We start from the raw sequence: 25,281 nt of genomic DNA, 5'->3' as shown, positions 1-25,281 counted from the left end.
TCAATGGAACATTATATTAGTCTGTTCGTAAAAGCCGTGTTCATTGAAAACATGGCATTGGCATTCTTCCTCGGTATGTGTACATTTTTGGCGGTATCGAAGAATGTTAAGACAGCTTTCGGTTTAGGTATTGCTGTTACCGTGGTGTTAGGTATTTCTGTACCTGCCAACAACCTTGTGTACAACCTAGTACTGCGTGATGGTGCATTAGTTGAGGGGGTCGATTTATCTTTCCTTAACTTTATTACCTTTATCGGGGTTATTGCAGCACTGGTGCAAATTCTGGAAATGATTTTAGACCGTTATTTCCCGTCACTTTATAACGCATTGGGTATCTTCCTGCCGTTGATTACCGTTAACTGTGCAATCTTTGGTGGCGTCTCTTTCATGGCTCAGCGCGATTACAACTTTAGCGAATCTATCGTTTATGGATTCGGCTCAGGTATCGGCTGGATGTTAGCAATTGTGCTGTTAGCATCGATTCGTGAAAAGATGAAATATTCAGATGTTCCGGCGGGTCTGAAAGGCTTAGGTATTACCTTTGTCACCACCGGTTTGATGGCACTGGGCTTTATGTCCTTCTCCGGTGTGCAGCTATAAAGGCGAGAAGAATTCATGGATATTATTATTCTAGGCGTAGTGATGTTTACCCTGATTGTCTTGGTGCTGACAGGTCTGATCCTGTTTGCTAAATCCAAGTTAGTCAATACAGGGAACATCAAAGTTGAAGTTAACGGCGACCCTGATAAGAGCTTTGAAGCTCCCGCAGGTGACAAGCTGTTAGGTATGTTATCTAACCAAGGGATTTTCGTTTCATCTGCTTGTGGTGGTGGTGGCTCCTGTGGTCAATGCCGCGTGAAAATCAAAGAAGGTGGTGGGGATATCCTGCCAACAGAGCTTTCTCACATTAATAAACGTGAAGCGAAAGATGGTTGCCGTTTAGCTTGTCAGGTGAACGTTAAACAAGACTTAAAAATTGAGTTACCAGAAGAAATTTTTGGGGTGAAAAAATGGGAATGCGAAGTTATTTCTAATGATAACAAAGCAACTTTCATTAAAGAACTGAAACTGAAAATTCCTGAAGGTGAAGTCGTACCATTCCGTGCAGGTGGTTACATTCAGATAGAATGTCCACCACACGTAGTGAAATATGAAGATTTTGATGTTCCAGAAGAGTACCGTGAGGATTGGGATAAATTTAATTTGTTCCGCTATGTTTCTGAGGTAAAAGAACCCACAGTTCGTGCTTATTCAATGGCTAACTACCCAGAAGAACACGGGATCATCATGTTGAACGTGCGTATTGCTACACCGCCACCACGTAATCCGGATGTTCCACCGGGCATCATGTCATCTTATATTTGGTCGCTAAAACCGGGTGATAAAGTGACAATTTCTGGGCCATTTGGTGAATTCTTCGCTAAAGAAACCGATGCAGAGATGATCTTTATTGGTGGTGGTGCGGGGATGGCACCAATGCGTTCACATATTTTTGATCAGTTAAGACGTCTAAATTCGAAACGTAAGATCAGCTTCTGGTATGGTGCTCGTTCTAAGCGCGAAATGTTCTATACAGAAGACTTTGATCAATTAGCGGCTGAAAACGAAAACTTTACTTGGAATGTTGCACTTTCTGACGCATTGCCGGAAGATAATTGGGATGGTTATACCGGGTTTATTCATAATGTATTGTATGAAAACTACCTGAAAGATCACCCAGCACCAGAAGATTGTGAATTCTACATGTGTGGGCCACCAGTGATGAACGCTGCGGTTATCAAGATGCTTAAAGATCTTGGTGTAGAAGATGAAAACATCTTGTTGGATGATTTCGGTGGTTAAGTAACCCTAGAGTTGTTTGTATATACTTTAAATAATTCGAGGTACAGCGAGACGGCAGGCCAATGAGTGACTAGGAATTTAAACAGCTTTGTGACTCGTGTGAATGAATGCCATCAATAATGTTGAAACTTGAAGTATGGCGAGTATAGCGCCCACTTGTGTGGGCGCTTATTATTGAAGCAGAGAAAATTATGCTGAACAGAAAAGTGATTACCCCAGTGCTGCTATTTGCAGCGACACTATTGTTGGCTGCCTGCGGTGGGCCTGAACAGGCAAACCTTCAGGGTCAGACAATGGGAACCTACTATTCCATTAAATATGTTGCTGAATCTTCATCGCCAAGCAGTGAATCTATCCAAGCTGAGATAGATAAGCGCTTAGAAGAAGTGAATGATCAGATGTCAACTTATCGTCCAGACTCGGAATTAAGTCGCTTCAACCAATTTAAAGAGGTTAATGTTCCTTTTCCTGTTTCAGCAGCAACAGCGAAAGTTGTTAAAGAAGCCATACGCATTAATGAATTAACTAATGGTGCATTAGATGTCACGGTAGGGCCGTTAGTCAATTTATGGGGCTTTGGGCCAGAAGGGCGAGTAACCAAAGCACCAACAGATAGTGAATTGGAGAAACGTCGTGCATGGGTTGGTATAGAAAAGCTGTCTGTGCAGGGCAATAACTTAATTAAAACTATCCCTGAATTGTACGTCGACCTTTCTTCGATAGCAAAAGGCTATGGCGTTGATGTTGTAGCTGAATACTTGGAGTCAATTAATATCAATAATTATATGGTTGATATTGGTGGTGAAGTACGTACAAAAGGGAAAAATGGTAAAGGTGCACCTTGGCGGATTGCGATTGAAAAACCACAAACCGATGGCGTAAACCAAACGGCTCAGGAAGTGATTGAACCTGGTGATATGTCTATTGCTACCTCTGGTGATTATCGCAACTATTTTGAACAAGACGGTGTGCGCTTCTCTCATACCATCGACCCGAAAACAGGGATGCCAATTAAACATAACCTCGTTTCGATTACGGTACTGGCACCAACTTGCATGAGTGCTGATGGGCTATCGACTGGGCTTAATGTATTAGGGCCTGTTGAAGGTTTTGCCTTAGCTGAAAAGCTCGATATTCCTGTGTTTATGATCATTAAGACAGAAAAAGGCTTTGAAGAGCGTTATACTAAGGCATTCGAGCCATTTTTACAGAAAAAGCAGTAATTAGGAGGATGTAAGAATGCTAAATGTTTTTATTGCAGCTTTCGTCCTATTCCTACTGGCATTTCTCGGTATGTCACTAGGGTATATTATTAAGCGCAAAAGTATTCAAGGTAGCTGTGGTGGGTTAAGCAGTATTGGTGTTGAAAAAGTCTGTGATTGCCCTGAACCTTGCGATGCCCGTAAAAAACGTATGGCACGGGAAGAGGCTCGCCAAAAGGCACTTGAAAAACACCGCATTATTTAAATAGTCGATATTAGTATGATGACAGCCTTAACTGCGAACATTCACAGTTAAGGCTTATTTTTTATTTGGCGGCCTAATTAAGACAGATAGCTTTAACGTAAAACCGATTAGATAAAGCCAGCTAAAATTTACTTAATGATTTCGCTTTTAAAAGTTTTAGGGGAATCAACCATCACGGCATCCGCACCAATTTCTTTAGCTAATTGATAATCTGCCGCACTATTGACACCAAATAGAACAATGTAGGCCTGACCATTTTTTCTAAAGCAATCAATGGCTTCTTTATCCCATGACAACGTTGCAGGTGAGCGAGCCTCTCCTAACGTATATTTCTCTACAACCTCGACTTTACGGTGTAATTCAAAGCCATACCAACGCGATTTAGATTGTGCATCACTGCTGACTGAACAATGATGATTCATCGCGCTATTCGCTAAGATAGTGCGTGTTTCATCACGGCTTTCAAAGGTATTAATTTTATCGGAGCGCTTGGTTAGGGCTTTTACAAATGCATCATTGGTTGAATAAAACCGAGTATTTTTAAAAGCATTATTTTTTTCGAGCAGGGAGTACACCGCTTCTGCTTGAGTATCTGGATCGGCGTCAGGTGATTTTAAATCAATATAAAACGCAGTATCTGGATATTTTTTCAGGACGGATCCAAGTGTTGGGATCGTGGTTTGCTGTAAAGGTAATTGAAGATGAGCCTTTTTATTAAATTGATGGGCGGCATTGAACGTTGTGAGTTGTTGAGCGGAGTAATCGGAAATAACCCCTTTTTTATCGGTTAATGCCTCTAACTGGCTTGGCCGATATAGAACAAGTTGATTATCTTTAGAGAGTTGGACGGTTAGCCAAATAATATCGGCGCTATTTTTTTTAGCCAGTTCAATTGCATAAAGCGTATTTTCTGGCGCATCTGCCGTTCCTGCTCTATGGGCAACAATTTGTGGTGATTGAGCGGCTGCACTGTAGCTGGCAAGAAACAATAAACTGATAGCCACCCCTTTTTTAATAGATGGCATTGCTGTTTTTGTCATATTTATTACCTATAATAATAGTTATCTCAATGAGTTAAATACGTTTCAGTGAGCTCTTTTTGTAATACTTTTCTTGCTACTTGTAAGTAGTACTTGATTGAATTAGGACTAACTTTTAACTGAGTTGCAATTTGTTGGTAAGTCATCCCTTCAAATTGCGCGAGTAAATAAGCTTGTTCCATATTTTCAGGTAGTTTGGCAAGTTGCTCAGACAGTAATTGCAATTGCTCTTCGACTACTAACTGAGTTTCTAAATTCCACTCTGGCTCAGGCTCCACCAGCAAACGTTGATATTCCGCTTCGATGCGTTGCCGACGATAAAAATTGGCGATGTTGCGTTGTGCCAGTGTGTACATAAAGGCTCTCGGAAATTGCAAAGTTTGGCAGCGATATGTTTCAATCGTATGAACAAAGACATCCTGTAAAATTTCGTTTGCGATATCGCTATCAGGTGTGCGCGCAAGAATATAGCGAAATAGGCTAGGGGCGTGCTGTTGCAAAAGTTGGCTTTCTTCTGCCAAGTCGCTATTTTCTATAGAGGGAGTGTGTGTTGTCATAAATAAAAATAATTATTATTATCATTTTTATTTTATTGTCAATTATGGACTCTCAGAGATGAGAGTCCATCGATTGCTTAGAAGTACTTGGTGATACTTAAGCGAACATCACGACCAACGCCTGAGACAGACTCCCCTAAGTAGGGATAGTAGTCACGGTCAAAGAGGTTAGTCGCGGTCACTCTAATATTGGTATCTGGAATAAATTCAGGCTGCCATTGCGCAAATGCACCATAGAGTGCATAGCCTTTCGACTTTGGGTATCCCCATGAATCGGCTTTAGGATCTCTATCTGCGGGAGAGCGGACTTGATGACCAACAAAGTCACCGGTGAGACCAAAGTTGGCATTCCATTGAGGGAGTTTATACCCCAACATAACATGTAAAGTATCTGGTGGGATCTCACCAATCCATGTTTTTTGCCCAAACCAAGGGTCTCGAGGGGAAGCGTCACGTTCACCCCTGATGGCGGAGTAGGCCATTTTACCGAATACATTCGGGCTATCATAAAATAGCTCAATTTCTAAGCCCTCAATGGTGTAACCGGGCAAGTTACGGTAATTGGATAAGGGGCGACCACAATCGCCAGTACCATTTTTCTTGGCTTCACAGTATTCACCACGGCGGCGGAATATCTCATCCTTTCCTCTGTTACGAAAAAGCGTGGTTCGTATTTGCAGCTGATCATTGGCCTGTATGACTTGATCAAAGTCGAGTATTGCGCCTAAACGTACCCCATCCATGCGCTCCTTACCCAAGTTTCGACTACTTCCGGTTAAACTACTATTGGCAAATTGCACCTCATATTGTTCATCAATAACAGGTGCACGCCATGTGCGGCTAACATCCCCGAATAAAGTGAGATTCGGTGTCGTTTTCCAAAGAATGCCTAAGTGAGGTGAAATACCACTATAAGTGACAGAACGGTAGTCATGACCAATTAGCGGGTCTTGCTCCATATAGGTTGCGGCTAAGTTTCCTTTACCTTTGTTCTGCACATAGTCATAACGTAAGCCCGGTGTGACAGTGAGTGTGTGCCAACTAATCGCATCTTGGAGATATACACTAGTGGTTTCTTGAACACCTGCTGGCATAAATTGTGGCTGATAATAACCATAGTTATATTTAGGGTTTTTCGCTTTTCCCGCATCAAACATCAAAATACCGCGATCATTTTTATGCCAACGAGCACCTATAGTAAGTTGATGTTCTAAACGACCAGTATCAAATAGACTTTCATTATGGATATCAAATAGCTGATCGGTATAGTCAACCCAACTTTTATTCCCTAAGCTGGAGGTTAAGTATTTTGAAGCATTTTCTGGTCGGGTATCATGCTGTTGACTCTTAGACCAAGCATAAGTTGTCGTTAGGTTTATCCAATCACTATTTTCAGGGATATAATTCCATTTCACACTATAGTTTTGATCTTGTTGATCCCGTTGGACCAATTTGCGTTTTATCGCACCGTCAAAACCATATTGCTCAATCTCTTTTTGCGTTGGTGTTGCTAACTCATCTCGTTTGGCTGCCCAAGGAACTAAGTTATCCGATTCGGAGCGCATTGCCGATAGACTGAGCGTGTGTTCATCATTGAGATAAAGGTTGGTTTTCAGTAAATAAGAGAGTTGGTCAGCTTGCGAAAAGCCAAATCGAGTGCCATCGGGGCGGCGTAAATCATCCCCTTTTCGTTTACTGACATACAGCAAACCATCTGCAACGCCATTTAATGTTTTACCATATAGTGCTGAACTGTAAATATTTTGGCGATCATTAGTGTGATAGCTATATTTGAACATAGCGCCAAAATGTTGATCCGCAAGTAGTAAGTCTGCGGGATCTTTGGTGGTAATTTTAACGGTTCCGCCGAAACCACCATTACCATCCATAATATTATGTGGTCCTTTATCAACGTCAATGCGTTTAATCAGCTCAGGCTCGATAAACACAGAGCCTTGGCGATATTTTTCAAACCCTTTAGGGGCATCATCAAGGGTCACTTTGACATCTTCCACATCGCCCATACCCCAAATATTTAGGGTTTGTCCACCGGGGCGTGGTGAACCTGATGAGGAGATCCCCGGTAGCTGATCAACTAATTCTGCAAGGTTATTAGCTTGAGTACGCTCAATATCCTTCAGTTTTAATACAGAGCTACCGGCACCGACACTGGAATTTAAATTACCAACAACAGAGAGCGCGGGGAATTGCACGACATCATCCTGTTGTTTTGTCTGTTTAACCTCTTCCGATGCACTTTGCCCAAATGCAGAGGAGGTAACAACAAGTAATCCAGCCAGAGAAAGGTGATTAAATGTTGATAAAAAGAGATGTGTAGAGTTATTGATTTTAAACCATGAAATATAATTTTTATTCATTATTTTCCTACTAATTAACCATTCTATAAACATCTTTAATGAGTCGTTTTGAGGTGGTTTTTCGGGTAATAAAAATAATAATTATTTTCATCTATGTTGCTTGCTTGAGGAATAATTGCACAGCCTATAAATATACTGTATATTTGAACAGTGTTGTTTGTCGATCAGATTGCTATGCGTAAAATAATTCATATCGATATGGACTGCTTCTATGCAGCGATAGAAATGCGTGATGACCCAAGTTTGCGCAATATTCCAATTGCCGTCGGTGGGAGTGCTGACCGCCGTGGTGTCATCAGTACCGCGAATTATGAAGCGAGGCGTTATGGCGTACATAGCGCCATGTCAACGGCGGTTGCATTAAGGTTGTGCCCTCATCTGAAAGTTGTACCGGGTAGGATGGCCCTTTATAAAGAAACCTCTTTACACATTCATAAAATCTTTTCCCAGTATACGGATTTAATAGAGCCTCTTTCTTGGGATGAAGCTTATTTGGATGTCAGTGAGTGTGAGCATTACCATGGCTCAGCGACATTGATTGCCCAAGCCATTCGCCAGCAAATTTTTGATGAACTGCAACTCACTGCTTCGGCAGGGATAGCCCCAATAAAGTTTTTAGCCAAGATAGCGTCTGATCTAAATAAACCGAATGGCCAATACGTGATCACGCCTCAAGCGTTGCCCGACTTTGTTTGGTCATTGCCATTAAAGAAAATTCCTGGGGTAGGGAAGGTAACCGCACAAAAATTACTCGATATGGGGTTAGAAACTTGTGGTGATGTACAAAGTTATGATGTGGTTAACTTAATCAAAGTGATGGGGAAATTTGGTCAAGTCCTGTGGGAGCGTTGCCATGGAATTGATGAACGCTCAGTCAATCCTGATAGGCTACGTAAATCTGTTGGTGTCGAACGCACACTGGCAGAAGATATTCAACATTGGGAAGATTGCTTACCATTACTTAATCAATTATATGAAGAGTTGGAAGTCAGGCTTATGAAAGTGAAACCGGACCGCCGTATTGCTCGGCAAGGGATAAAAATGAAATTTAATGACTTTCAGCAAACAACTCAAGAGCATGCTTATCCCATTTTAGACAAGCAAGACTTAATATCATTAGCTAAGCAAGTGTGGGAGCATCGCCGTAAAGATCGAGGTGTTAGGCTAGTGGGCCTGCATGTAACGTTATTAAGCCCACAGATAGAAAGGCAATTATTACTAGATTTCTAAAAAACACCCGCCATTAATGACGCTGATCCCATAAAGCTAGACCGTTCATTAAGACGGGTATTTGAAGAAACAATTAATTTTTAACAGGGATCGCTTTTAAGACCGCTGTTAATAATTTCCAGTATTCACCAACACTGGCGATATGTACTCGCTCATCAGGTGAGTGCGCACCACGAATGGTTGGCCCAATAGAGACCATATCCATATCAGGGTAAGGCTTCTTGAATAGACCACATTCCAGACCTGCATGGATCACCATTACATTAGGAATTTTACCAAACAGTTTTTGGTAAGTTTCGCTAACTAAATGCATAACGGGTGAGTCTGCATCGGGTTGCCAACCTGGGTAGCTGCCTTCTGCACGGTATTGTGCTTGTGCGAGCTTGCTCACCGATGTCAGCATATTCACGACATAGTTTTTACCGCTGTCGATTAATGAACGAACGAGGAAAATCACTTCGGCTTTCTCTTCCGTCATCGTGACAACGCCTTCGTTAAGTGAGGTTTCTACCACACCTTTTGCGACATCGCTCATGCGGATCACACCATTTGGCGCCGCATTTAAGAAGAACACAAAGCGTTTTTGGCACTCTTCAGTCAGCGCTTTCAAGTTGCTTTGAGTTTCTTCTAATAAAAGAACTAAGTTTGGCTCAACAACGGCCAGTTCATTTTTTAAGATGTCTTCATAGCGTGCTCTTAGGGCTGTTAGTTCAGCGACTTTATCCGCTGGAACAGCGATAATCACATGCCCTTCACGAGGGATAGCATTACGAACGGTTCCCCCAGTGAATTCTAACAGTTTTAAACCAAGCTCTTCTTGGTGGCCCGCAAGGAAGCGTGCCAACAGCTTGTTAGCATTACCTAAACCTAAATGAACATCACCACCAGAGTGACCGCCTTTTAAGCCTTTTAATGTCATGGTGAAGGTTTTGTAGCCTTGCGGTACGGCTTCACGAGTGAGGTCAAATGTTGTTGTAAAATCAACACCACCCGCGCAACCCATATAGATTTCGCCTTCTTCTTCTGAGTCAGTATTGATCAGAATATCCGCTTGTAGCCAACCTGCTTGTAAGCCAAAAGCACCGTCCATGCCTGTTTCTTCGGTCATGGTTAACAGTACTTCAAGTGGCCCATGTTCAACGCTATCATCTGCTAGCACCGCAAGGGTAGATGCCATTCCGATACCGTTATCAGCACCTAAAGTTGTGCCTTCTGCCGTGACCCACTCTCCATCAACGTAAGGGCGGATAGGATCTTTGGTAAAATCATGTACCGTGTCATTATTTTTCTGCGGAACCATATCTAAGTGTGCTTGCAGCACAACAGGTTTACGATTTTCATAGCCAGGTGTTGCCGCTTTGCGGATCAAGATATTACCGATTTGGTCACGTTCTACATGAAACCCTTTTTGTTTTGACCATTCGATAATGTGTGTTGCTAGCGCTTCTTCATGATGAGAAGGATGGGGAATTGAACAAATTTTGGCAAAAATATCCCATAATGGCTGTGGTGACAATTTGGCTAGTTCAGACACGTTAGATCTCCTTAAGCGACTTTGGTCTTATTTATTTTTAGCTACTTATTCTGCTTAAAAGGTGTGGCACAGATATTCAGGCCACACGATTGATTTTCTCAGCATACACCTAATTGTTATAAATAGTCAGTGTAAATCATATTAATTCATCACAATTGTCCGTTTTTGCTGGTTTTTGCTGTGTCAAATCACTATAATCTCGCGCAACCTTTTTTCCGCAAGACACATTTCAGTATTACTCAGCAGTCGGGACCCGAATTTTATGAGCGAAAAATATGTCGTAACGTGGGATATGTTGCAAATACATGCCCGTAAACTCGCACAACGTTTATTACCAGTCGAACAATGGACCGGCATTATCGCGGTTAGCCGTGGTGGCCTTGTACCAGGTGCACTTCTTGCACGTGAATTGGGTATCCGCCATGTTGATACCGTATGCATCTCCAGCTATGACCATGACAACCAGCGTGAATTGAAAGTCATTAAACGTGCCGAAGGTGATGGGGAAGGTTTCATTGTCATTGATGACCTCGTTGACACTGGTGGTACTGCAAAAGCCATTCGTGATATGTACCCGAAAGCACATTTTGTGACAATTTTTGCAAAACCAGCAGGCCGCCCATTGGTGGATGATTATGTCGTTGATATTCCACAAAACACGTGGATTGAACAGCCATGGGATATGGGCGTGGTGTTTGTAAAGCCTTTGTGTGAGCAAGATAAATAAACCATAACGGTTTTGAGTTAGATCTAAATGACAGGTAAAAATAGCGCTAATATGGGGTGTGCCCTTTATTATGATGCTTAAAACATTATTACCTAATAAAATTAAACACGAAACGTTATGATAAGGGGGATGCAATGGCATTCCCTTTTTATTTTAGCTCAACCGACAGGTTATCAGGATGACTCAACAAAATCTCTCCGAAAAACTGTTCAAGCCAAAAGTTAAGCAAACTGAAACATCAACATTAGTTTCTTACTCCGCTTATAGCGCCCCTATTGTCAATAGCCATTCGGCATTAAGTGGTGCCCAGCACGCGGGCTGGTATCGTATGATCAATCGCTTGTTGTGGATTTGGCGTGGTATTGACGCTTTAGAAATTGAAGAGGTTTTGAGCCGTATTGCGGTAACAGAAGCCGAACGTAGTGATGAACATTTACTTGATACCATCATTGGTAATCGTCGCGGTAACTGGTGCTTTGAGTGGTCTCATCAAGCCATGCAATGGCAACAAAAAGCCTTGCAGTTTGAAGGAGGAGAAAAAGCCAGTCGGGCATGGTTGCGTGCTGCCAATTTGTACAGTATTGCCGCTTACCCTTTTATAAAAGGCGATGAATTAGCGGATCAAGCGATTCTCTTGGCATGCAAAGCCTATGATAGCGCCGCACAATTTTCGCGTTATAAACTGAAAAAAATCGCGTTTAAGGTCGATGGTAATAAAGAGGTATGTGGTTTTTTACATATCCCTTCAACGGGTCAGGGGCCTTATCCGACAGTCATGGTATGTGGAACGCTGGATAGTTTACAAATCGACTATTGCCGTTTTTTCCGTGACTACCTTGAGCCACTTGGTATTGCCATGTTGACATTAGATATGCCGTCAATTGGCTATTCAATTAAATATAAGCTATCCCAAGAAACCAGTGAACTCCATGAGCAAGTGGTTCGCCAGCTAAACACAATCCCATGGATAGACCATACACGCTTTGGCCTTGTTGGATTGCGCTTTGGCGCCAATGTCGCTTTAAGGCTTGCCTATATGTGCCCTGATAAAATCAAAGCTGTCGCTGTCTTAGGGCCAGTTGTACACAGTTTATTGCATGAAGAAAAATATCAGCGCGATATTCCACGTATGGAGCTGGATGTTTTCGCCAGTCGTTTAGGAATTTATCATGTTGATGGTGCGGCATTACGGCATGAATTAAGTTGCTATTCATTAAAAAATCAAGGGCTTTTAGGGCGTCGTTGTCGTGTGCCTATGATGTCGGTTTATTGGAAAGGTGATATTTATAGTCCTAAAGCTGAATCCGATTTGATCAGGCGTTCATCAATGGATAGCCATATATTAACCCTGCCAGAGACACCTGTTTTTGAAAACTTCCAAAAGTCACTGAGTGAAACAACAGATTGGTTAAAAAGTAAAATTGTTTAATTTTATTTAATAACTTGATTATTTTTTAACTTTTGTTAAAAAGGGATCTTCTCAAAAAGGAGATCCTTACATGGCGTTACCTACTGATTACTCTAATGGGAAGTATTTAAAGAAGTTTTCTGCTTTAGGACCTTATCTACGAGAAAAGCAATGTTTAGATGGTTGCTATTTTTTCGATAGCCTGACTGTTTGCGTTAATGTCAATTCAGCACCAGAAAGACGCGAGTTTTGGGGCTGGTGGATGCTATTATCGCCAAATGAAGATGGGTTTGAGTATTCATACCATTTGGGCTTGTACAATGTTCATGGTACTTGGCAAGATAAGCCACTGAAAGATAATGCAACCCTTGATATCATTGAGCAGAACCTCATATCCTTCCATCAATCCCTTTCCAAACAACTTTCTGAGCTTGAGCTATCTTTGTTTCCTTCCGCAAAAATGGCAGAATTTAAATTGGAATTAAGCGCATAAAATTGTTTTAAGCCAACTTTTGTTGAATTTAGCGTTATGCCTGTTGGCATAACGCGCTCCAACTGATAAAAATGATACCTAATTTGTATTGATTAATTTTAATGGCAGAAAAATGATGAAAAATAGCCAGACACTTGTTGTTAAATTAGGCACTAGTGTATTGACCGGAGGCTCACGGCAATTGAACCAAGCTCATATTGTTGAGTTAGTCAGGCAGTGTGCGCAACAATATCAAAAAGGGCATCGTATTATTATTGTCACGTCTGGCGCTATCGCTGCTGGTCGTGAACACCTTAATTACCCCGAACTTCCAGCGACAATCGCGTCGAAGCAGCTTCTTGCAGCGGTAGGGCAAAGTCGCCTTATTCAGTTATGGGAACGTCTATTCTCTATTTATGGTATTCATATTGGGCAGATGCTGTTGACACGGGCCGATCTGGAAGACAGAGAGCGCTTTTTGAATGCCCGAGATACATTGCAGGCTCTGCTTGATAATGGCATTGTGCCTGTGATTAATGAGAATGATGCTGTCGCAACCGCTGAAATTAAAGTGGGGGATAATGATAATTTATCAGCCCTTGCCGCTATCCTTGGTGATGCTGACAAATTGCTATTATTGACAGATATTGAAGGGTTATTTGATTCTGACCCTCGTAGTAACCCGAATGCAAAACTGATCCCAGAAGTGTATGGCATCAATGATGAATTGCGTGAAATGGCGGGGGGAAGTGTTACTGGTCTGGGGACGGGGGGGATGGCAACTAAGTTGCAAGCCGCCGATGTTGCAGGAAGAGCAGGAATAGATGTCATTATTGCGGCAGGTAATAAGCCAGATGTGATCAACGCGGTGATTGAAGATATTCCAGTAGGCACGCGGTTTTATGGGCAGAAAAACCCAATGGAAAACCGCAAGCGTTGGATCTTTGGTGCTCCAGCGGCTGGCGATATATATATCGATGATGGCGCTCAACTTGCTATTATGGAAAAAGGAAGCTCCTTACTGCCGAAAGGCATCAAAAAAATTGAAGGTGATTTTTCCCGTGGTGCCGTTGTACGGATACGGAATATGGCAGGTAAAGATCTTGCTCACGGGGTCACTCATTATAATAGTGACGCTTTAAGAATGATTGCGGGCCATCATTCACAGGAAATAGGCCGCATACTGGGCTATGAACATGGCTCTGTAGCTGTCCACCGCGACGATATGATAGTGGGTTAATTATGTTAGAACAAATGGGAAAATCGGCTCGTGAAGCCTCATGGCAACTCGCCCAATTAAGTACAAAACAAAAAAATGCGGCTTTAGAGCAAATTGCTGATCTACTGGAACAAGAAAGTGCAGCGATTCTTGCCGCTAACGAAAAAGACATAGAACAAGCTCGTGCAAATGGGATGTCGCCTGCACTGCAAGATCGTTTATTACTAACGCCAGAGCGCCTAAAAAATATCGCGGATGATGTTAGAAAAGTGTGCCAATTAGCCGATCCTGTCGGGCAAGTGATTGATGGCAATCTGTTGGATAGCGGTTTAAATTTACAACGTCGCCGTGTGCCACTAGGGGTTGTTGGGGTGATCTATGAAGCTCGCCCAAATGTGACCGTTGACGTGGCTGCTTTATGCTTAAAAACAGGTAACGCGGCTATTTTACGTGGTGGTAAAGAAACGCATAATACCAATTTGGCTATCACAGACGTGATCCAAAAAGCATTAAAAAATAGCGGCATATCGGCGAATGCTATTCAAGCGATTAATAACCCTGATCGTGAATTAGTGGCGCAGCTACTCAAATTAGATCGTTATGTTGATATGCTGATCCCAAGAGGTGGAGCAGGGCTACATAAATTGTGTCGTGAGCAATCGACGATCCCTGTGATCACCGGTGGGATTGGTGTTTGTCACACATTTGTTGATGAATCAGTTGATTTTGATAAAGCAATCAACGTGCTGATTAATGCAAAAGTCCAACGTCCAAGCGCTTGTAATTCACTTGAAACCGTACTGGTTCATGAAAAAATTGCGGCGGCGTTTTTACCTCTACTAAGCCAAAAAATGGCTGAACAGCAGGTCACTTTACATGCCAGCAAGCAAGCTATGCCGTACTTGCAAAAAGGGCCTGCAAAAGTGGTCGATGTCACGCCTGAAAACTTAGTGGATGAGTGGTTATCACTCGATCTGAATGTTGAAATTGTCTCGGGAATTGATGCCGCAATCGACCATATTCGAACCTATGGCACCGCACACTCCGATGCTATTTTAACGGAATCTATCCGCCAAGCTGACTACTTTGTCCTACGTGTAGATTCTGCGGCAGTGTATGTCAATGCAAGTACTCGGTTTACCGACGGAGGTCAATTTGGACTAGGCGCTGAAGTTGCTGTGAGTACACAAAAACTGCATTCTCGTGGTCCAATGGGATTAGATGCCTTGACGACATACAAATGGATTGGTTATGGAGACTTCCTTAACCGAGCTTAAAAGTTAAATAATAATAATTAGGCCACACTTAGCGTGTGGCTTTGTTTTTATGATTATTGGTTGTTTTGAGACTAAAAAATCTATAACGCGTAGCGTACGCCTCGTAATGATCATGACAATGGGATGAATCAAAATGTTTTACATAATAGGTCCGAGAGGTTCAGGGAAAACAACAATCGGTAGGCGATTGGCTGATTATAAAGCATGTCAATTCATTGATACCGATAAATTGATTGTTGAACGTGCGGGAACCAGTATTGCGCGGATAGTAGAACAACATGGCTGGGAATACTTTCGTCACTTAGAAAGTGAAGTATTAAAATCGATAGCCGATCCAGATGCCGTGGTATCGACGGGGGGCGGCATTATCCTATCTGAAGAAAACCAACGTGTGATGCGTGATAATGGCACGGTGATCTATTTGAGCGCGAAACCAGAGGTTTTGGCGGCGAGACTAGCAGCTGAGCCGCAAGCTGATCAACGTCCAAGCTTAACAGGCAAATCAATATTAGAAGAAATTGAAGAGGTCATGTCACAAAGGGAGCCTCTTTATCAAGCAACCGCACATTATGTGATTGATGCGGAGCTGCCCGTCGAGACAATTATCACTCAATTAACAAATTTGGCTTAAAAGCATCGTGCTTCAAGGCACTTTAGGAGTAAACTACTTAGCTTAATTCTGGTTTTCAAGACATAATTATCTGTTGGAATGATAAAAGAAGACAAAACATAGGGATTTATTATGCTGGCAAATATGCTCAGGGCAGTACTTAGATTTTTATTTCGTATCCGCGTACTGGGAGACGAAAAAGAGTTATATCAAGACAAATGTCTAATTACACCTAACCATGTTTCATTCATTGATGGGATATTAATTGCGCTGTTTTTACCTATCAAGCCTGTGTTTGCAGTTTATTCGACTGTTGCAACACCGAGAATGATCAAACTACTAAAACCTTATGCTGATATTGTTCCTCTTGATCCGGCAAACCCTCTGGGGATCCGCAAACTAGTCAAAGAAGTTGAAAAAGGCCGTCCAATCGTTATTTTCCCTGAAGGGCGTATCAGCGTTCACGGCTCGCTGATGAAAATTTATGACGGTGCGGCATTTGTTGCGGCAAAATCAGGGGCAAAAGTGATACCTATTCGTATTGAAGGCGCTGAAAGGAGTTATTTTAGCCGCCTAAAAGGTATTATTCCTTTGAAATGGTTTCCTCAAATCACTCTGCATATTTTACCCGCTGAAACTATCCCTATGCCTGAAGCGGCAAAAGCGATTGAACGCCGTCGTTTAGCAGGTATTCATTTATATAGCATTATGAAGTCAGCACGTATGGCTTGCCGTCCTCAAGTCACACTGGTTGAAGAATTTATTCAGAGCGTAAAACGCTTTGGGCGCCGTTCGCCATGTATTGAAGATATTAATTTTAAAGAAGATAACTACCAAACGCTGTTGAAAAAATCGTTAGGCGTTGGGCGAATAATCGAACGTTATACCCATGAAAATGAGCGTATTGGCCTATTATTACCAAATACAACAGTGACGGCGGCCGCTATTTTCGGGGCTTTAATGCGTGGACGAGTTCCTGCCATGCTGAATTATACGGCGGGTAGCCATGGTATTCGTAATGCACTTAAAGCTTCTCAAGCAAAAGTTATCTTTACGTCACGACAATTTCTTGAAAAAGGCAATTTAACCCATATTCCAGAGCAAGTTACTGAAGCAAATTGGATTTACCTTGAAGATTTAAAAGATACCGTAACTTGGCAAGATAAATTATGGATAGTTAAACACCTATTAATGCCAGCTAAGGCCGTGATTCCTCGTAAGGCTGAAGATGAAGCATTAGTGCTGTTTACTTCTGGTTCAGAAGGTACGCCAAAAGGGGTTGTGCACAGCCACGCTAGCCTTATGGCAAACGTTGAGCAAATTAAAACCATCGCAGACTTTACGCCTCGTGACCGTTTTATGTCATCGTTGCCACTCTTTCACGCTTTTGGGTTAACGGTTGGGCTGTTTATTCCTCTCTTTTCAGGAAGCCGGGTCTTTTTATACCCAAGCCCACTCCATTACCGAGTTATCCCTGAATTAGTGTATGACAAAAATTGCACTGTGTTATTTGGCACATCAACATTTTTGGCTAACTACGCACGTTTTGCTCATCAATATGATTTTGCACGATTACGCTATGTCGTTGCGGGTGCTGAAAAATTATCAGATAGCACCAAGAAGATTTGGTTTGATAAATTCGGCATTCGTATTCTTGAAGGTTATGGTGTGACTGAGTGTGCGCCTATTGTCTCTATCAATGTTCCGATGGCTTCTAAAGAAGGCACGGTAGGGCAAATATTGCCACAAATGGACTCCCGTATTATCCCAATTTCCGGGATTGAAAATGGAGGCAAGTTGCAACTCAAAGGGCCAAATATCATGAAAGGGTATTTGCGTGTTGAAGCGCCCGGCGTTCTTGAAAAACCATCGGCAGAAAACCAGCATGGTGAGCAAGAAGAAGGATGGTATGACACAGGTGATATCGTCGTACTTGATGAACTCAATTACTGCACGATTAAAGGCCGTGTCAAAAGATTTGCGAAGCTTGCTGGTGAAATGGTTTCACTCGAAAGTATTGAACAGATGGTATTCAGTTTGTCGCCAAACGCCCATCATGCTGTGGTTACGAAACCGGATAGCAGTAAAGGCGAGGCATTGGTCCTGTTTACCACAGATAAAGAGCTGGATAGAAGTGCACTTTCATCTGCCGCAAAAAGTAAGGGCTTAACCGAATTAGCTGTGCCGCGGGATATTCGTGTTGTAAAAGAGTTACCAGTGCTCGGAACGGGTAAAACAGATTTCGTTACGCTTAAACAGATGGCGTTAGAGGATTGAAGGTATGCAAGATGTCAATGCGCCACTCATGAGCCGAGGGATGAAAGCGGTTCTGGCTTCGCAGTTTCTTTCCGCTTTTGCTGATAATGCGCTGTTATTTGCCATTTTAGCCCAGTTAAAAGCGGAGTTTTATCCTGAATGGAGCCATCCCGTATTACAGATGGTCTTTGTATTTACCTATATCATCTTAGCGCCATTTGTAGGGCAAGTTGCTGATCGCTTCTCGAAAGGGCGTGTCATGTTAGTTTCAAACTTGTTTAAGTTTATTGGCGCGCTGGGGATCTGCTTGGGTCTTAACCCATTCCTTTGTTATGGGCTTGTTGGGATTGGCGCAGCATCATATTCCCCTGCAAAATACGGTATCTTAGGTGAACTAACCAGTGGCGATAACTTAGTAAAAGCAAACGGCGTTATGGAAGCATCAACAATCGCCGCTATATTAGTTGGCTCAGTTGTTGGCGGTATTTTATCTGATGTTAGCCTAATATTAGCCCTTGCGACCTGTGCTGTGCTTTATGCGTTAGCGGTAATTGCCAATTTTTATATTCCTCGATTAGTTGCCGCTCGCCCTGGTAAAGGCTGGCATTTTAAAAAACTATTCATTGATTTTTGGACAGCCTGCCGCACGCTGTGGGCAAACCAAGAAAGCCGCTTTTCATTGGTCGGAACTAGTATGTTTTGGGGCGCGGGTGTCACTTTACGCTTCTTATTAGTGGCATGGGTTCCTATCGCATTAGGCTTACAAGATAATGCAACGCCAACCTACCTTAATGCCGCGGTTGCCGTCGGTATTGTCGTGGGAGCGGGGCTTGCCGCAAAATTTATTACATTAAAAACCGTATCACGCTGTATTCCCGCAGGGATTGTGATTGGCGTTATGGTGATATTACTTGCTCTGCAAACTAAACTCATGCCTTCTTACGCCATCTTGGCTGTATTAGGGATTTTTGGTGGGCTATTTGTAGTTCCTCTCAATGCGTTACTGCAAGAAAAAGGTAAGGAAACGGTTGGGGCTGGTAACGCGATAGCGGTGCAAAACCTAGGTGAAAATAGCGCCATGCTTATTATGTTAGGGCTATATTCACTGGCAATGAAAGCTGGGTTGTCTGTGATTAGTGTCGGTATTGGCTTTGGCTCGGTATTTGCTATCGCAATTGCTGGGTTGTGGATCTGGGATCGCGCACGCAAAAAATAGGCATGTAAAGGTAAACAATCAAATGAAAAATGAAAGTTATCTCGAAACATTAAGCGTTCAGCTTGGTCAGATCCTCAAAAAGCAAGGTAAAACGATAACCTGTGCGGAGTCATGTACTGGCGGGTGGATTGCAAAAGTATTGACGGATATTGCCGGTAGTTCGGATTACTTTCATAGAGGGTTTGTGACATACAGTAATGAGGCAAAACACCAGATGATCGGTGTGACAGAAGCCTCATTGCAGAAGTATGGCGCAGTGAGTGAACAAGTCGTTTCGGAGATGGCGCTTGGTGCACTTAAAGAAGCCGCCGCTGATGTGGCGGTTTCCGTCAGCGGTATCGCAGGTCCCGGTGGCGGTAGTGAGGAAAAACCGGTTGGTACTGTTTGGTTTGGATTTGCTCAAAAACACTCTACAGGTACTGTTAATATTACGACTAAGCATTGTGTGTTCCAAGGTGATAGAAATGCAGTTCGTTTACAATCAACCGCTTATGCACTTGAAACACTTTTACAAATGTTAAGTTAAAAATCTTCTTGATACTGTATGATTATACAGTATACTTATCATCAACAAACCGAATTCAATCGTTCTATTTGCAGTGGGAGAGTCCATTGCACCAAAGGGAGTGAACATGGCTATCGATGAAAACAAACAAAAGGCATTAGCTGCAGCGTTAGGTCAAATTGAAAAGCAATTTGGTAAAGGCTCTATCATGCGTCTTGGTGAAGACCGCTCAATGGACGTAGAAACTATTTCAACAGGCTCTTTATCTCTTGATGTGGCTTTAGGTGCAGGTGGTTTGCCATTAGGGCGTATTGTCGAAATTTATGGTCCTGAATCTTCTGGTAAAACAACACTCACGTTGCAAGTTATTGCAGCAGCACAACGTAGCGGAAAAACCTGTGCATTTATCGACGCTGAACATGCGCTAGATCCAATCTATGCGAAAAAACTGGGTGTTGATATCGATAACCTTCTATGTTCTCAACCTGATACTGGTGAGCAAGCATTAGAGATTTGTGATGCACTGACGCGTTCAGGCGCTGTTGATGTCATTATCGTTGACTCCGTAGCCGCATTAACACCAAAAGCTGAAATTGAAGGTGAAATCGGTGACTCACACATGGGCTTAGCGGCTCGTATGATGAGCCAAGCGATGCGTAAATTAGCGGGTAACTTAAAGAACTCGAATACACTTTTAATCTTCATTAACCAAATCCGTATGAAGATCGGCGTTATGTTTGGTAACCCTGAAACCACTACAGGTGGTAACGCTCTGAAATTCTACGCTTCTGTTCGTTTAGATATTCGCCGTATCGGTGCTGTCAAAAATGGTGAAGAAATTGTAGGTAGCGAAACACGCGTTAAAGTTGTTAAAAACAAAGTTGCAGCGCCATTTAAACAGGCTGAATTCCAAATCCTTTATGGTGAAGGCATTAACACCTATGGTGAATTGATCGACTTAGGTGTTAAACATAAGTTGATTGAAAAAGCCGGTGCTTGGTATAGCTATAACGGTGATAAAATCGGTCAAGGTAAAGCAAACGCGACAACGTATCTGAAAGAGCATCGGGAAATTGCAGAAGAACTCGATAAAAAATTGCGTGAAATGCTTTTAACGCATACTGGTGAGTTTAGCAGCGCAGCGGCTGACTATATCAGTGAAACTGATGAAGATGAGACACCAGAAGAATTTTAATACGAACTTATTAGTTTGATAAATAAGAAGATTATAAACGCCACTCTAAAATGAGTGGCGTTTTTTTGTTTTTCATTTGAGCTATAATGGGATGAACAATGGTTTTTCTGTGGAAAAATAGCCCATTGAAAGGTATAAACATACTTTCAGAAAATATTCAGACGCTTTACAATGAAAGCCACGAATGGATGTATCTATACTACAAAAAATTCAAGGCGCAGCGAGGCGACAAAAAAATAAGTCGCTAAGAACATGTATCATGTCTGTAACTAGGACGAGTGAACATAGTCAACCATGCTACAACTTGAAGTATGAAGAGTATAAATTTTACTTCTACACAAAGAGACTTTATCTTATCAGTCACTTTTTAATCGGAGAGTTGATTAGAGGTGATGTTACATTCCATCTCAACAATTCGTAATTCAGTTTCCAGCTTGAAATCGGGATAATTATGAGTAAAAGCACCGCTGAGATCCGTCAAGCGTTTCTCGACTTTTTTCATACAAAAGGTCATCAGGTGGTCAGTAGCAGTTCGCTAGTGCCAAACAATGACCCAACATTATTGTTCACTAACGCAGGGATGAACCAGTTCAAAGATGTTTTTCTTGGTCTGGATAAAAGAGCATATTCCCGAGCGACAACAGCACAAAGATGTGTGCGAGCAGGTGGTAAACATAACGATTTAGAAAACGTTGGCTACACAGCCCGCCACCATACTTTCTTTGAAATGCTTGGCAACTTTAGCTTCGGTGATTACTTCAAACATGATGCAATCAACTTTGCTTGGGAGCTATTAACTGGGAAAGAATGGTTCAACTTACCAAAAGAAAAATTGTGGGTGACCGTCTACGAGACCGATGATGAGGCCTATGATATTTGGCACAAAGAAGTCGGTATTCCTGTAGATCGTATTATCCGTATTGGTGATAACAAAGGGGCGCCATACGCATCTGATAACTTCTGGCAGATGGGGGATACAGGTCCTTGTGGTCCATGCACCGAAATTTTCTATGATCATGGTGAGCATATCTGGGGTGGCCCTCCAGGAAGCCCTGAAGAAGATGGTGACCGTTATATCGAAATCTGGAACATCGTTTTCATGCAATTTAACCGTCAATCCGATGGCACGATGGAACCACTACCTAAGCCGTCAGTGGATACAGGGATGGGGCTTGAACGTATTGCGGCAGTATTGCAGCATGTCAACTCTAACTATGATATCGATATTTTCCAAGAGCTGATCGCAGCAGCCGCTAAAGCGACAGGTTCTAACGACCTTTCAAATAAATCACTTCGTGTCATTGCTGACCATATCCGTTCTTGTGCATTCCTCGTGAGTGATGGTGTTATTCCATCCAACGAAGGTCGTGGTTATGTATTGCGCCGTATTATTCGCCGTGCAGTACGTCATGGTTATATGCTGGGAGCAAAAGACACTTTCTTCTACAAACTAGTGGCGCCACTCATTAACGTTATGGGGTCCGCAGCGGATGAACTGGCTCGTCAGCAATCTACTGTTGAAAAAGTACTTAAAACTGAAGAAGAACAGTTCGCTCGTACCTTAGAGCGCGGCCTACAGCTACTTGATGAAGAACTAGCTGCCCTTAAAGGGGATACCTTAGATGGTGAAACGGTATTCCGTTTATATGATACATACGGTTTCCCGATGGATTTAACCGCTGATGTGTGTCGTGAACGTAATATTAAGGTTGACGAAGAAGGCTTTGAGCGCGCAATGGAAGACCAGCGTCGTCGTGCTAGAGAATCAAGTGGCTTTGGTACTGACTATAATTCACTGATTAAGGTCGAAAAGCACAGCGAATTTTCTGGTTATGCCTATAATGAACAATTAGCAACAATAACTGCCATCTATAAAAATGGCCAGCCAGTCGATTCCCTGAACGCAGGTGAAGAAGGTTTGGTGATCCTTGATAAAACGGCGTTTTACGCAGAATCAGGTGGTCAAGTCGGTGATACAGGTTTGTTGCGTAATGATAGCGGTAGCTTTATCGTGACGGATACCCAAAAATATGGTCAAGCGATTGGTCATATTGGTAAGGTAGAATCAGGCTCTTTGGTGATTAATCATCGTATTGATGCCAAAATCGATGTGGAAAGACGTGATGCAATCCGTCTGAATCACTCAGCGACTCACTTGTTACATGCCGCTTTACGTCAAGTGCTAGGTGAGCATGTGTCACAAAAAGGCTCTTTAGTTAATGATAAATACTTGCGCTTTGACTTCTCACATTTTGAGGCTATGACAGCCGCTCAGTTGCGCGAAGTTGAAGATATCGTTAACGCACAAATTCGTAAGAATACACCAATTGAAACGGAACTTATGGATTTAGAGAGTGCAAAAGCGAAAGGTGCGATGGCACTATTCGGTGAGAAATACGAAGAGCGCGTACGTGTTCTGAGTATGGGCGGTGATTTCTCTATCGAACTTTGTGGTGGTACGCATGCAAGCCGTACTGGTGATATTGGTTTGTTCCGTATCCTCAGTGAGTCTGGTACAGCGGCAGGTGTGCGTCGTATTGAAGCGACAACAGGTGAGAGCGCATTGGAAAGTGTTCATAGCCAGTCAGAGCAACTTAATGCGATAGCTCATCTTCTCAAAGGCGATATGAGTAGCTTAGTTGAAAAAGTTAAGTCTGCATTGGAAAAATCTCGTCAGCTAGAAAAAGAGATTTTGCAATTAAAAGATCAACAAGCATCGCAAGAAAGTGCTTCACTAAGTAGCAAAGCAAAAGATATCAAAGGCGTTAAATTACTTGTTAGTCAATTAAATAATACTGAACCTAAGCTTTTGAGAACCATGGTTGATGATCTCAAAAATCAGTTGAAATCAGCGATTATCGTGCTTTCAACAACAAGTGGTGATAAAGTCAGTATAATTGTTGGTGTAACTAATGATTTGACTGCTAAAATAAAGGCGGGTGATTTGATATCCTATGTTGCTCAACAAGTCGGTGGTAAAGGCGGTGGGCGCCCAGACATGGCTCAGGCTGGTGGTACGGATGTGAGTGCGTTACCAACAGCTATGGCAAGTGTAGAAGATTGGGTATCTTCACGGCTCTAGCTACTGGGGAAGTTACCTCATACACCGTGAGGTAACTTTCGCTGTTGCAACATTGTTAAAGTGTTGTAAGTGGTGTTATATTTTGTATGTATATAATTAAAAATGATTGCCTTGATGGCATCAATGCTTTAGGTGTATATCATTGCTTTACGTTTTCACGGTGTGTGATGGACAATAGCGGGGGAAACCTAGAGACCCGACTCTTTTAATATTTCAAGGAGCAAAGAATGCTTATTCTGACTCGTCGAGTTGGTGAAACACTCATGATAGGCGATGAGGTAACAGTTACGGTACTGGGAGTAAAAGGCAATCAAGTTCGTATTGGTGTCAATGCCCCAAAGGAAGTTTCTGTTCACCGTGAAGAAATTTATCAACGGATCCAGGCTGAAAAGACTCAACCAGACAATCAATAATAATGAATAAGCGTCCATATCTTGACCCACACAGCAAAGATGGACGCTTGTCTTTTATCTATATCCCTTCCTATATTTAATTTTTTCTCGCTTCCCTGTGGCTAATTGGCCTTTTATTCTATGGCCCTTACCACTTCTCTTGCACTGCATATGATGATTAACATGTTTTGCTAGCATATTTTCACGATAGAATTTCACAATGAGTCGTTTTTTTACGACCTTAAAAATTGTGAAATTACCCCGTGATGAATATGATTTTCGATGCTAAACTAATCATCTTGCTTGTGAAATGTGCAAACGATCATTGAAAAGTAAAAAGTTTGGAAAAATTGTTTGACTTCTAAAGCGAGGAAAGTAATATGTGCGCCACACAGAGACGAGATGTCAAAAACAAATCGCCTGTGACTAAAAACGGTGAGGTGGCCGAGAGGCTGAAGGCGCTCCCCTGCTAAGGGAGTATGCGGTCAAAAGCTGCATCGAGGGTTCGAATCCCTCCCTCACCGCCATTTTAGAAGCTGCATCCGTAGCTCAGCTGGATAGAGTACTCGGCTACGAACCGAGCGGTCGGAGGTTCGAATCCTCCCGGATGCACCATATTTAACCCTATAAGTAAAGCTGGTGGGGTTGCGTTTTGGTTTTTAAGAACTGAAACAACAGTAGTCATTGAGAAGTGTAGAGTTTGATATTGTAATGCATCCGTAGCTCAGCTGGATAGAGTACTCGGCTACGAACCGAGCGGTCGGAGGTTCGAATCCTCCCGGATGCACCATCTACTAGCTAATCTAGCGTATCAAATATCCCCTCGATAAACAGTATTTTAAATTGTTGAACACACTGTTCAGCAGTAAAAGAA

At 42.4% G+C, this 25,281-nt stretch carries 21 protein-coding genes and 3 tRNA genes; 20 read left to right on the top strand and 4 right to left on the bottom strand.

Translation table 11 applies throughout. The annotated features are described in order from the left end of the window. Nucleotides 1-3 precede the first annotated feature (3 nt). The 4 genes from nqrE (at nt 4) to nqrM (ending at nt 3,309) form a co-directional block, all read left to right on the top strand. Nucleotides 4-600, top strand: a complete 597-nt coding sequence (nqrE, locus tag PR675_RS15435; protein ID WP_004923207.1) for an NADH:ubiquinone reductase (Na(+)-transporting) subunit E — start codon at nt 4-6, stop codon at nt 598-600. Nucleotides 601-615: 15 nt separating this feature from the next. Beyond that, the gene (gene nqrF, locus PR675_RS15430; protein ID WP_004923204.1) at nt 616-1,842 is read left to right on the top strand and encodes an NADH:ubiquinone reductase (Na(+)-transporting) subunit F; all 1,227 of its coding nucleotides are present in this window, start codon (nt 616-618) and stop codon (nt 1,840-1,842) included. A gap of 191 nt (nt 1,843-2,033) precedes the next feature. Then, nucleotides 2,034-3,065: an FAD:protein FMN transferase gene (locus tag PR675_RS15425; RefSeq protein ID WP_036943998.1), complete on the top strand. Its 1,032-nt coding sequence runs from the start codon at nt 2,034-2,036 to the stop codon at nt 3,063-3,065. Between the two features lie 16 nt (nt 3,066-3,081). Then, nucleotides 3,082-3,309 carry a (Na+)-NQR maturation NqrM gene (gene nqrM, locus PR675_RS15420; protein ID WP_004923200.1) on the top strand — a complete coding sequence of 76 codons (228 nt, stop codon included), beginning with the start codon at nt 3,082-3,084 and terminating at the stop codon, nt 3,307-3,309. A gap of 128 nt (nt 3,310-3,437) precedes the next feature. Here nqrM and PR675_RS15415 read toward each other — a convergent pair whose 3' ends face one another. From PR675_RS15415 to PR675_RS15405, 3 genes are all read right to left on the bottom strand, one after another. Further along, nucleotides 3,438-4,349, bottom strand: a complete 912-nt coding sequence (locus tag PR675_RS15415) for a glycerophosphodiester phosphodiesterase family protein (protein WP_053110107.1) — start codon at nt 4,347-4,349, stop codon at nt 3,438-3,440. 26 nt (nt 4,350-4,375) lie between these two features. After that, nucleotides 4,376-4,906: an RNA polymerase sigma factor gene (locus PR675_RS15410; RefSeq protein ID WP_004923195.1), complete on the bottom strand. Its 531-nt coding sequence runs from the start codon at nt 4,904-4,906 to the stop codon at nt 4,376-4,378. Between the two features lie 77 nt (nt 4,907-4,983). Next, the gene (locus PR675_RS15405) at nt 4,984-7,284 is read right to left on the bottom strand and encodes a TonB-dependent hemoglobin/transferrin/lactoferrin family receptor (RefSeq protein ID WP_060560614.1); all 2,301 of its coding nucleotides are present in this window, start codon (nt 7,282-7,284) and stop codon (nt 4,984-4,986) included. Between the two features lie 174 nt (nt 7,285-7,458). Between PR675_RS15405 and dinB the strand changes: the two genes are divergently transcribed. Beyond that, complete coding sequence (gene dinB, locus PR675_RS15400) at nt 7,459-8,514, top strand: DNA polymerase IV (RefSeq protein ID WP_014656663.1); 1,056 nt, start codon at nt 7,459-7,461, stop codon at nt 8,512-8,514. A gap of 73 nt (nt 8,515-8,587) precedes the next feature. Here dinB and pepD read toward each other — a convergent pair whose 3' ends face one another. Further along, a complete protein-coding gene (pepD, locus tag PR675_RS15395; protein WP_060560613.1) occupies nt 8,588-10,048 on the bottom strand; it encodes a beta-Ala-His dipeptidase in 1,461 nt (486 codons plus the stop codon). Between the two features lie 262 nt (nt 10,049-10,310). Here pepD and gpt point away from each other — a divergent pair, with 262 nt between their 5' ends. The 15 genes from gpt to PR675_RS15320 all read left to right on the top strand — a co-directional run bounded on the left by gpt (nt 10,311) and on the right by PR675_RS15320 (nt 25,197). After that, on the top strand, nt 10,311-10,775 hold the full coding sequence (gene gpt / locus PR675_RS15390; RefSeq protein ID WP_004923189.1) for a xanthine phosphoribosyltransferase: 465 nt from the start codon (nt 10,311-10,313) through the stop codon (nt 10,773-10,775). A gap of 178 nt (nt 10,776-10,953) precedes the next feature. Continuing rightward, nucleotides 10,954-12,204 (top strand): esterase FrsA, encoded by a 1,251-nt coding sequence (gene frsA / locus PR675_RS15385; RefSeq protein ID WP_004923186.1) that lies wholly within the window; start codon nt 10,954-10,956, stop codon nt 12,202-12,204. A 70-nt stretch (nt 12,205-12,274) separates the two neighbouring features. After that, nucleotides 12,275-12,676 carry a sigma factor-binding protein Crl gene (gene crl / locus PR675_RS15380; protein ID WP_004923183.1) on the top strand — a complete coding sequence of 134 codons (402 nt, stop codon included), beginning with the start codon at nt 12,275-12,277 and terminating at the stop codon, nt 12,674-12,676. A gap of 115 nt (nt 12,677-12,791) precedes the next feature. Then, entirely contained in the window at nt 12,792-13,895 is a 1,104-nt protein-coding gene (gene proB / locus PR675_RS15375) for a glutamate 5-kinase (RefSeq protein WP_014656662.1), read from the top strand. A gap of 2 nt (nt 13,896-13,897) precedes the next feature. Then, nucleotides 13,898-15,151: a glutamate-5-semialdehyde dehydrogenase gene (gene proA, locus PR675_RS15370; protein WP_004923180.1), complete on the top strand. Its 1,254-nt coding sequence runs from the start codon at nt 13,898-13,900 to the stop codon at nt 15,149-15,151. A gap of 133 nt (nt 15,152-15,284) precedes the next feature. Next, nucleotides 15,285-15,782 carry a shikimate kinase AroL gene (gene aroL / locus PR675_RS15365; protein WP_004923298.1) on the top strand — a complete coding sequence of 166 codons (498 nt, stop codon included), beginning with the start codon at nt 15,285-15,287 and terminating at the stop codon, nt 15,780-15,782. 111 nt (nt 15,783-15,893) lie between these two features. Continuing rightward, nucleotides 15,894-18,038 (top strand): bifunctional acyl-ACP--phospholipid O-acyltransferase/long-chain-fatty-acid--ACP ligase, encoded by a 2,145-nt coding sequence (gene aas, locus PR675_RS15360; RefSeq protein ID WP_014656660.1) that lies wholly within the window; start codon nt 15,894-15,896, stop codon nt 18,036-18,038. Nucleotides 18,039-18,042: 4 nt separating this feature from the next. Continuing rightward, a complete protein-coding gene (gene lplT, locus PR675_RS15355; RefSeq protein WP_004923175.1) occupies nt 18,043-19,233 on the top strand; it encodes a lysophospholipid transporter LplT in 1,191 nt (396 codons plus the stop codon). Nucleotides 19,234-19,255: 22 nt separating this feature from the next. Beyond that, a complete protein-coding gene (gene pncC, locus PR675_RS15350) occupies nt 19,256-19,759 on the top strand; it encodes a nicotinamide-nucleotide amidase (RefSeq protein WP_014656659.1) in 504 nt (167 codons plus the stop codon). 106 nt (nt 19,760-19,865) lie between these two features. Continuing rightward, entirely contained in the window at nt 19,866-20,933 is a 1,068-nt protein-coding gene (gene recA / locus PR675_RS15345) for a recombinase RecA (protein ID WP_014656658.1), read from the top strand. A 451-nt stretch (nt 20,934-21,384) separates the two neighbouring features. Continuing rightward, the gene (alaS, locus tag PR675_RS15340) at nt 21,385-24,015 is read left to right on the top strand and encodes an alanine--tRNA ligase (RefSeq protein ID WP_014656657.1); all 2,631 of its coding nucleotides are present in this window, start codon (nt 21,385-21,387) and stop codon (nt 24,013-24,015) included. A gap of 227 nt (nt 24,016-24,242) precedes the next feature. After that, a complete protein-coding gene (csrA, locus tag PR675_RS15335; RefSeq protein WP_004264815.1) occupies nt 24,243-24,428 on the top strand; it encodes a carbon storage regulator CsrA in 186 nt (61 codons plus the stop codon). A gap of 413 nt (nt 24,429-24,841) precedes the next feature. Then, nucleotides 24,842-24,934: transfer RNA gene (locus tag PR675_RS15330), tRNA-Ser, on the top strand. 11 nt (nt 24,935-24,945) lie between these two features. After that, nucleotides 24,946-25,022, top strand: a tRNA-Arg gene (locus PR675_RS15325). 98 nt (nt 25,023-25,120) lie between these two features. Continuing rightward, nucleotides 25,121-25,197: transfer RNA gene (locus PR675_RS15320), tRNA-Arg, on the top strand. Nucleotides 25,198-25,281 lie beyond the last annotated feature (84 nt).

It is taken from the genome of Providencia sp. PROV261, assembly GCF_028477945.1.
GTDB classification, from domain to species: domain Bacteria; phylum Pseudomonadota; class Gammaproteobacteria; order Enterobacterales; family Enterobacteriaceae; genus Providencia; species Providencia stuartii.
This window is presented reverse-complemented; position numbering and strand designations above follow the sequence as displayed.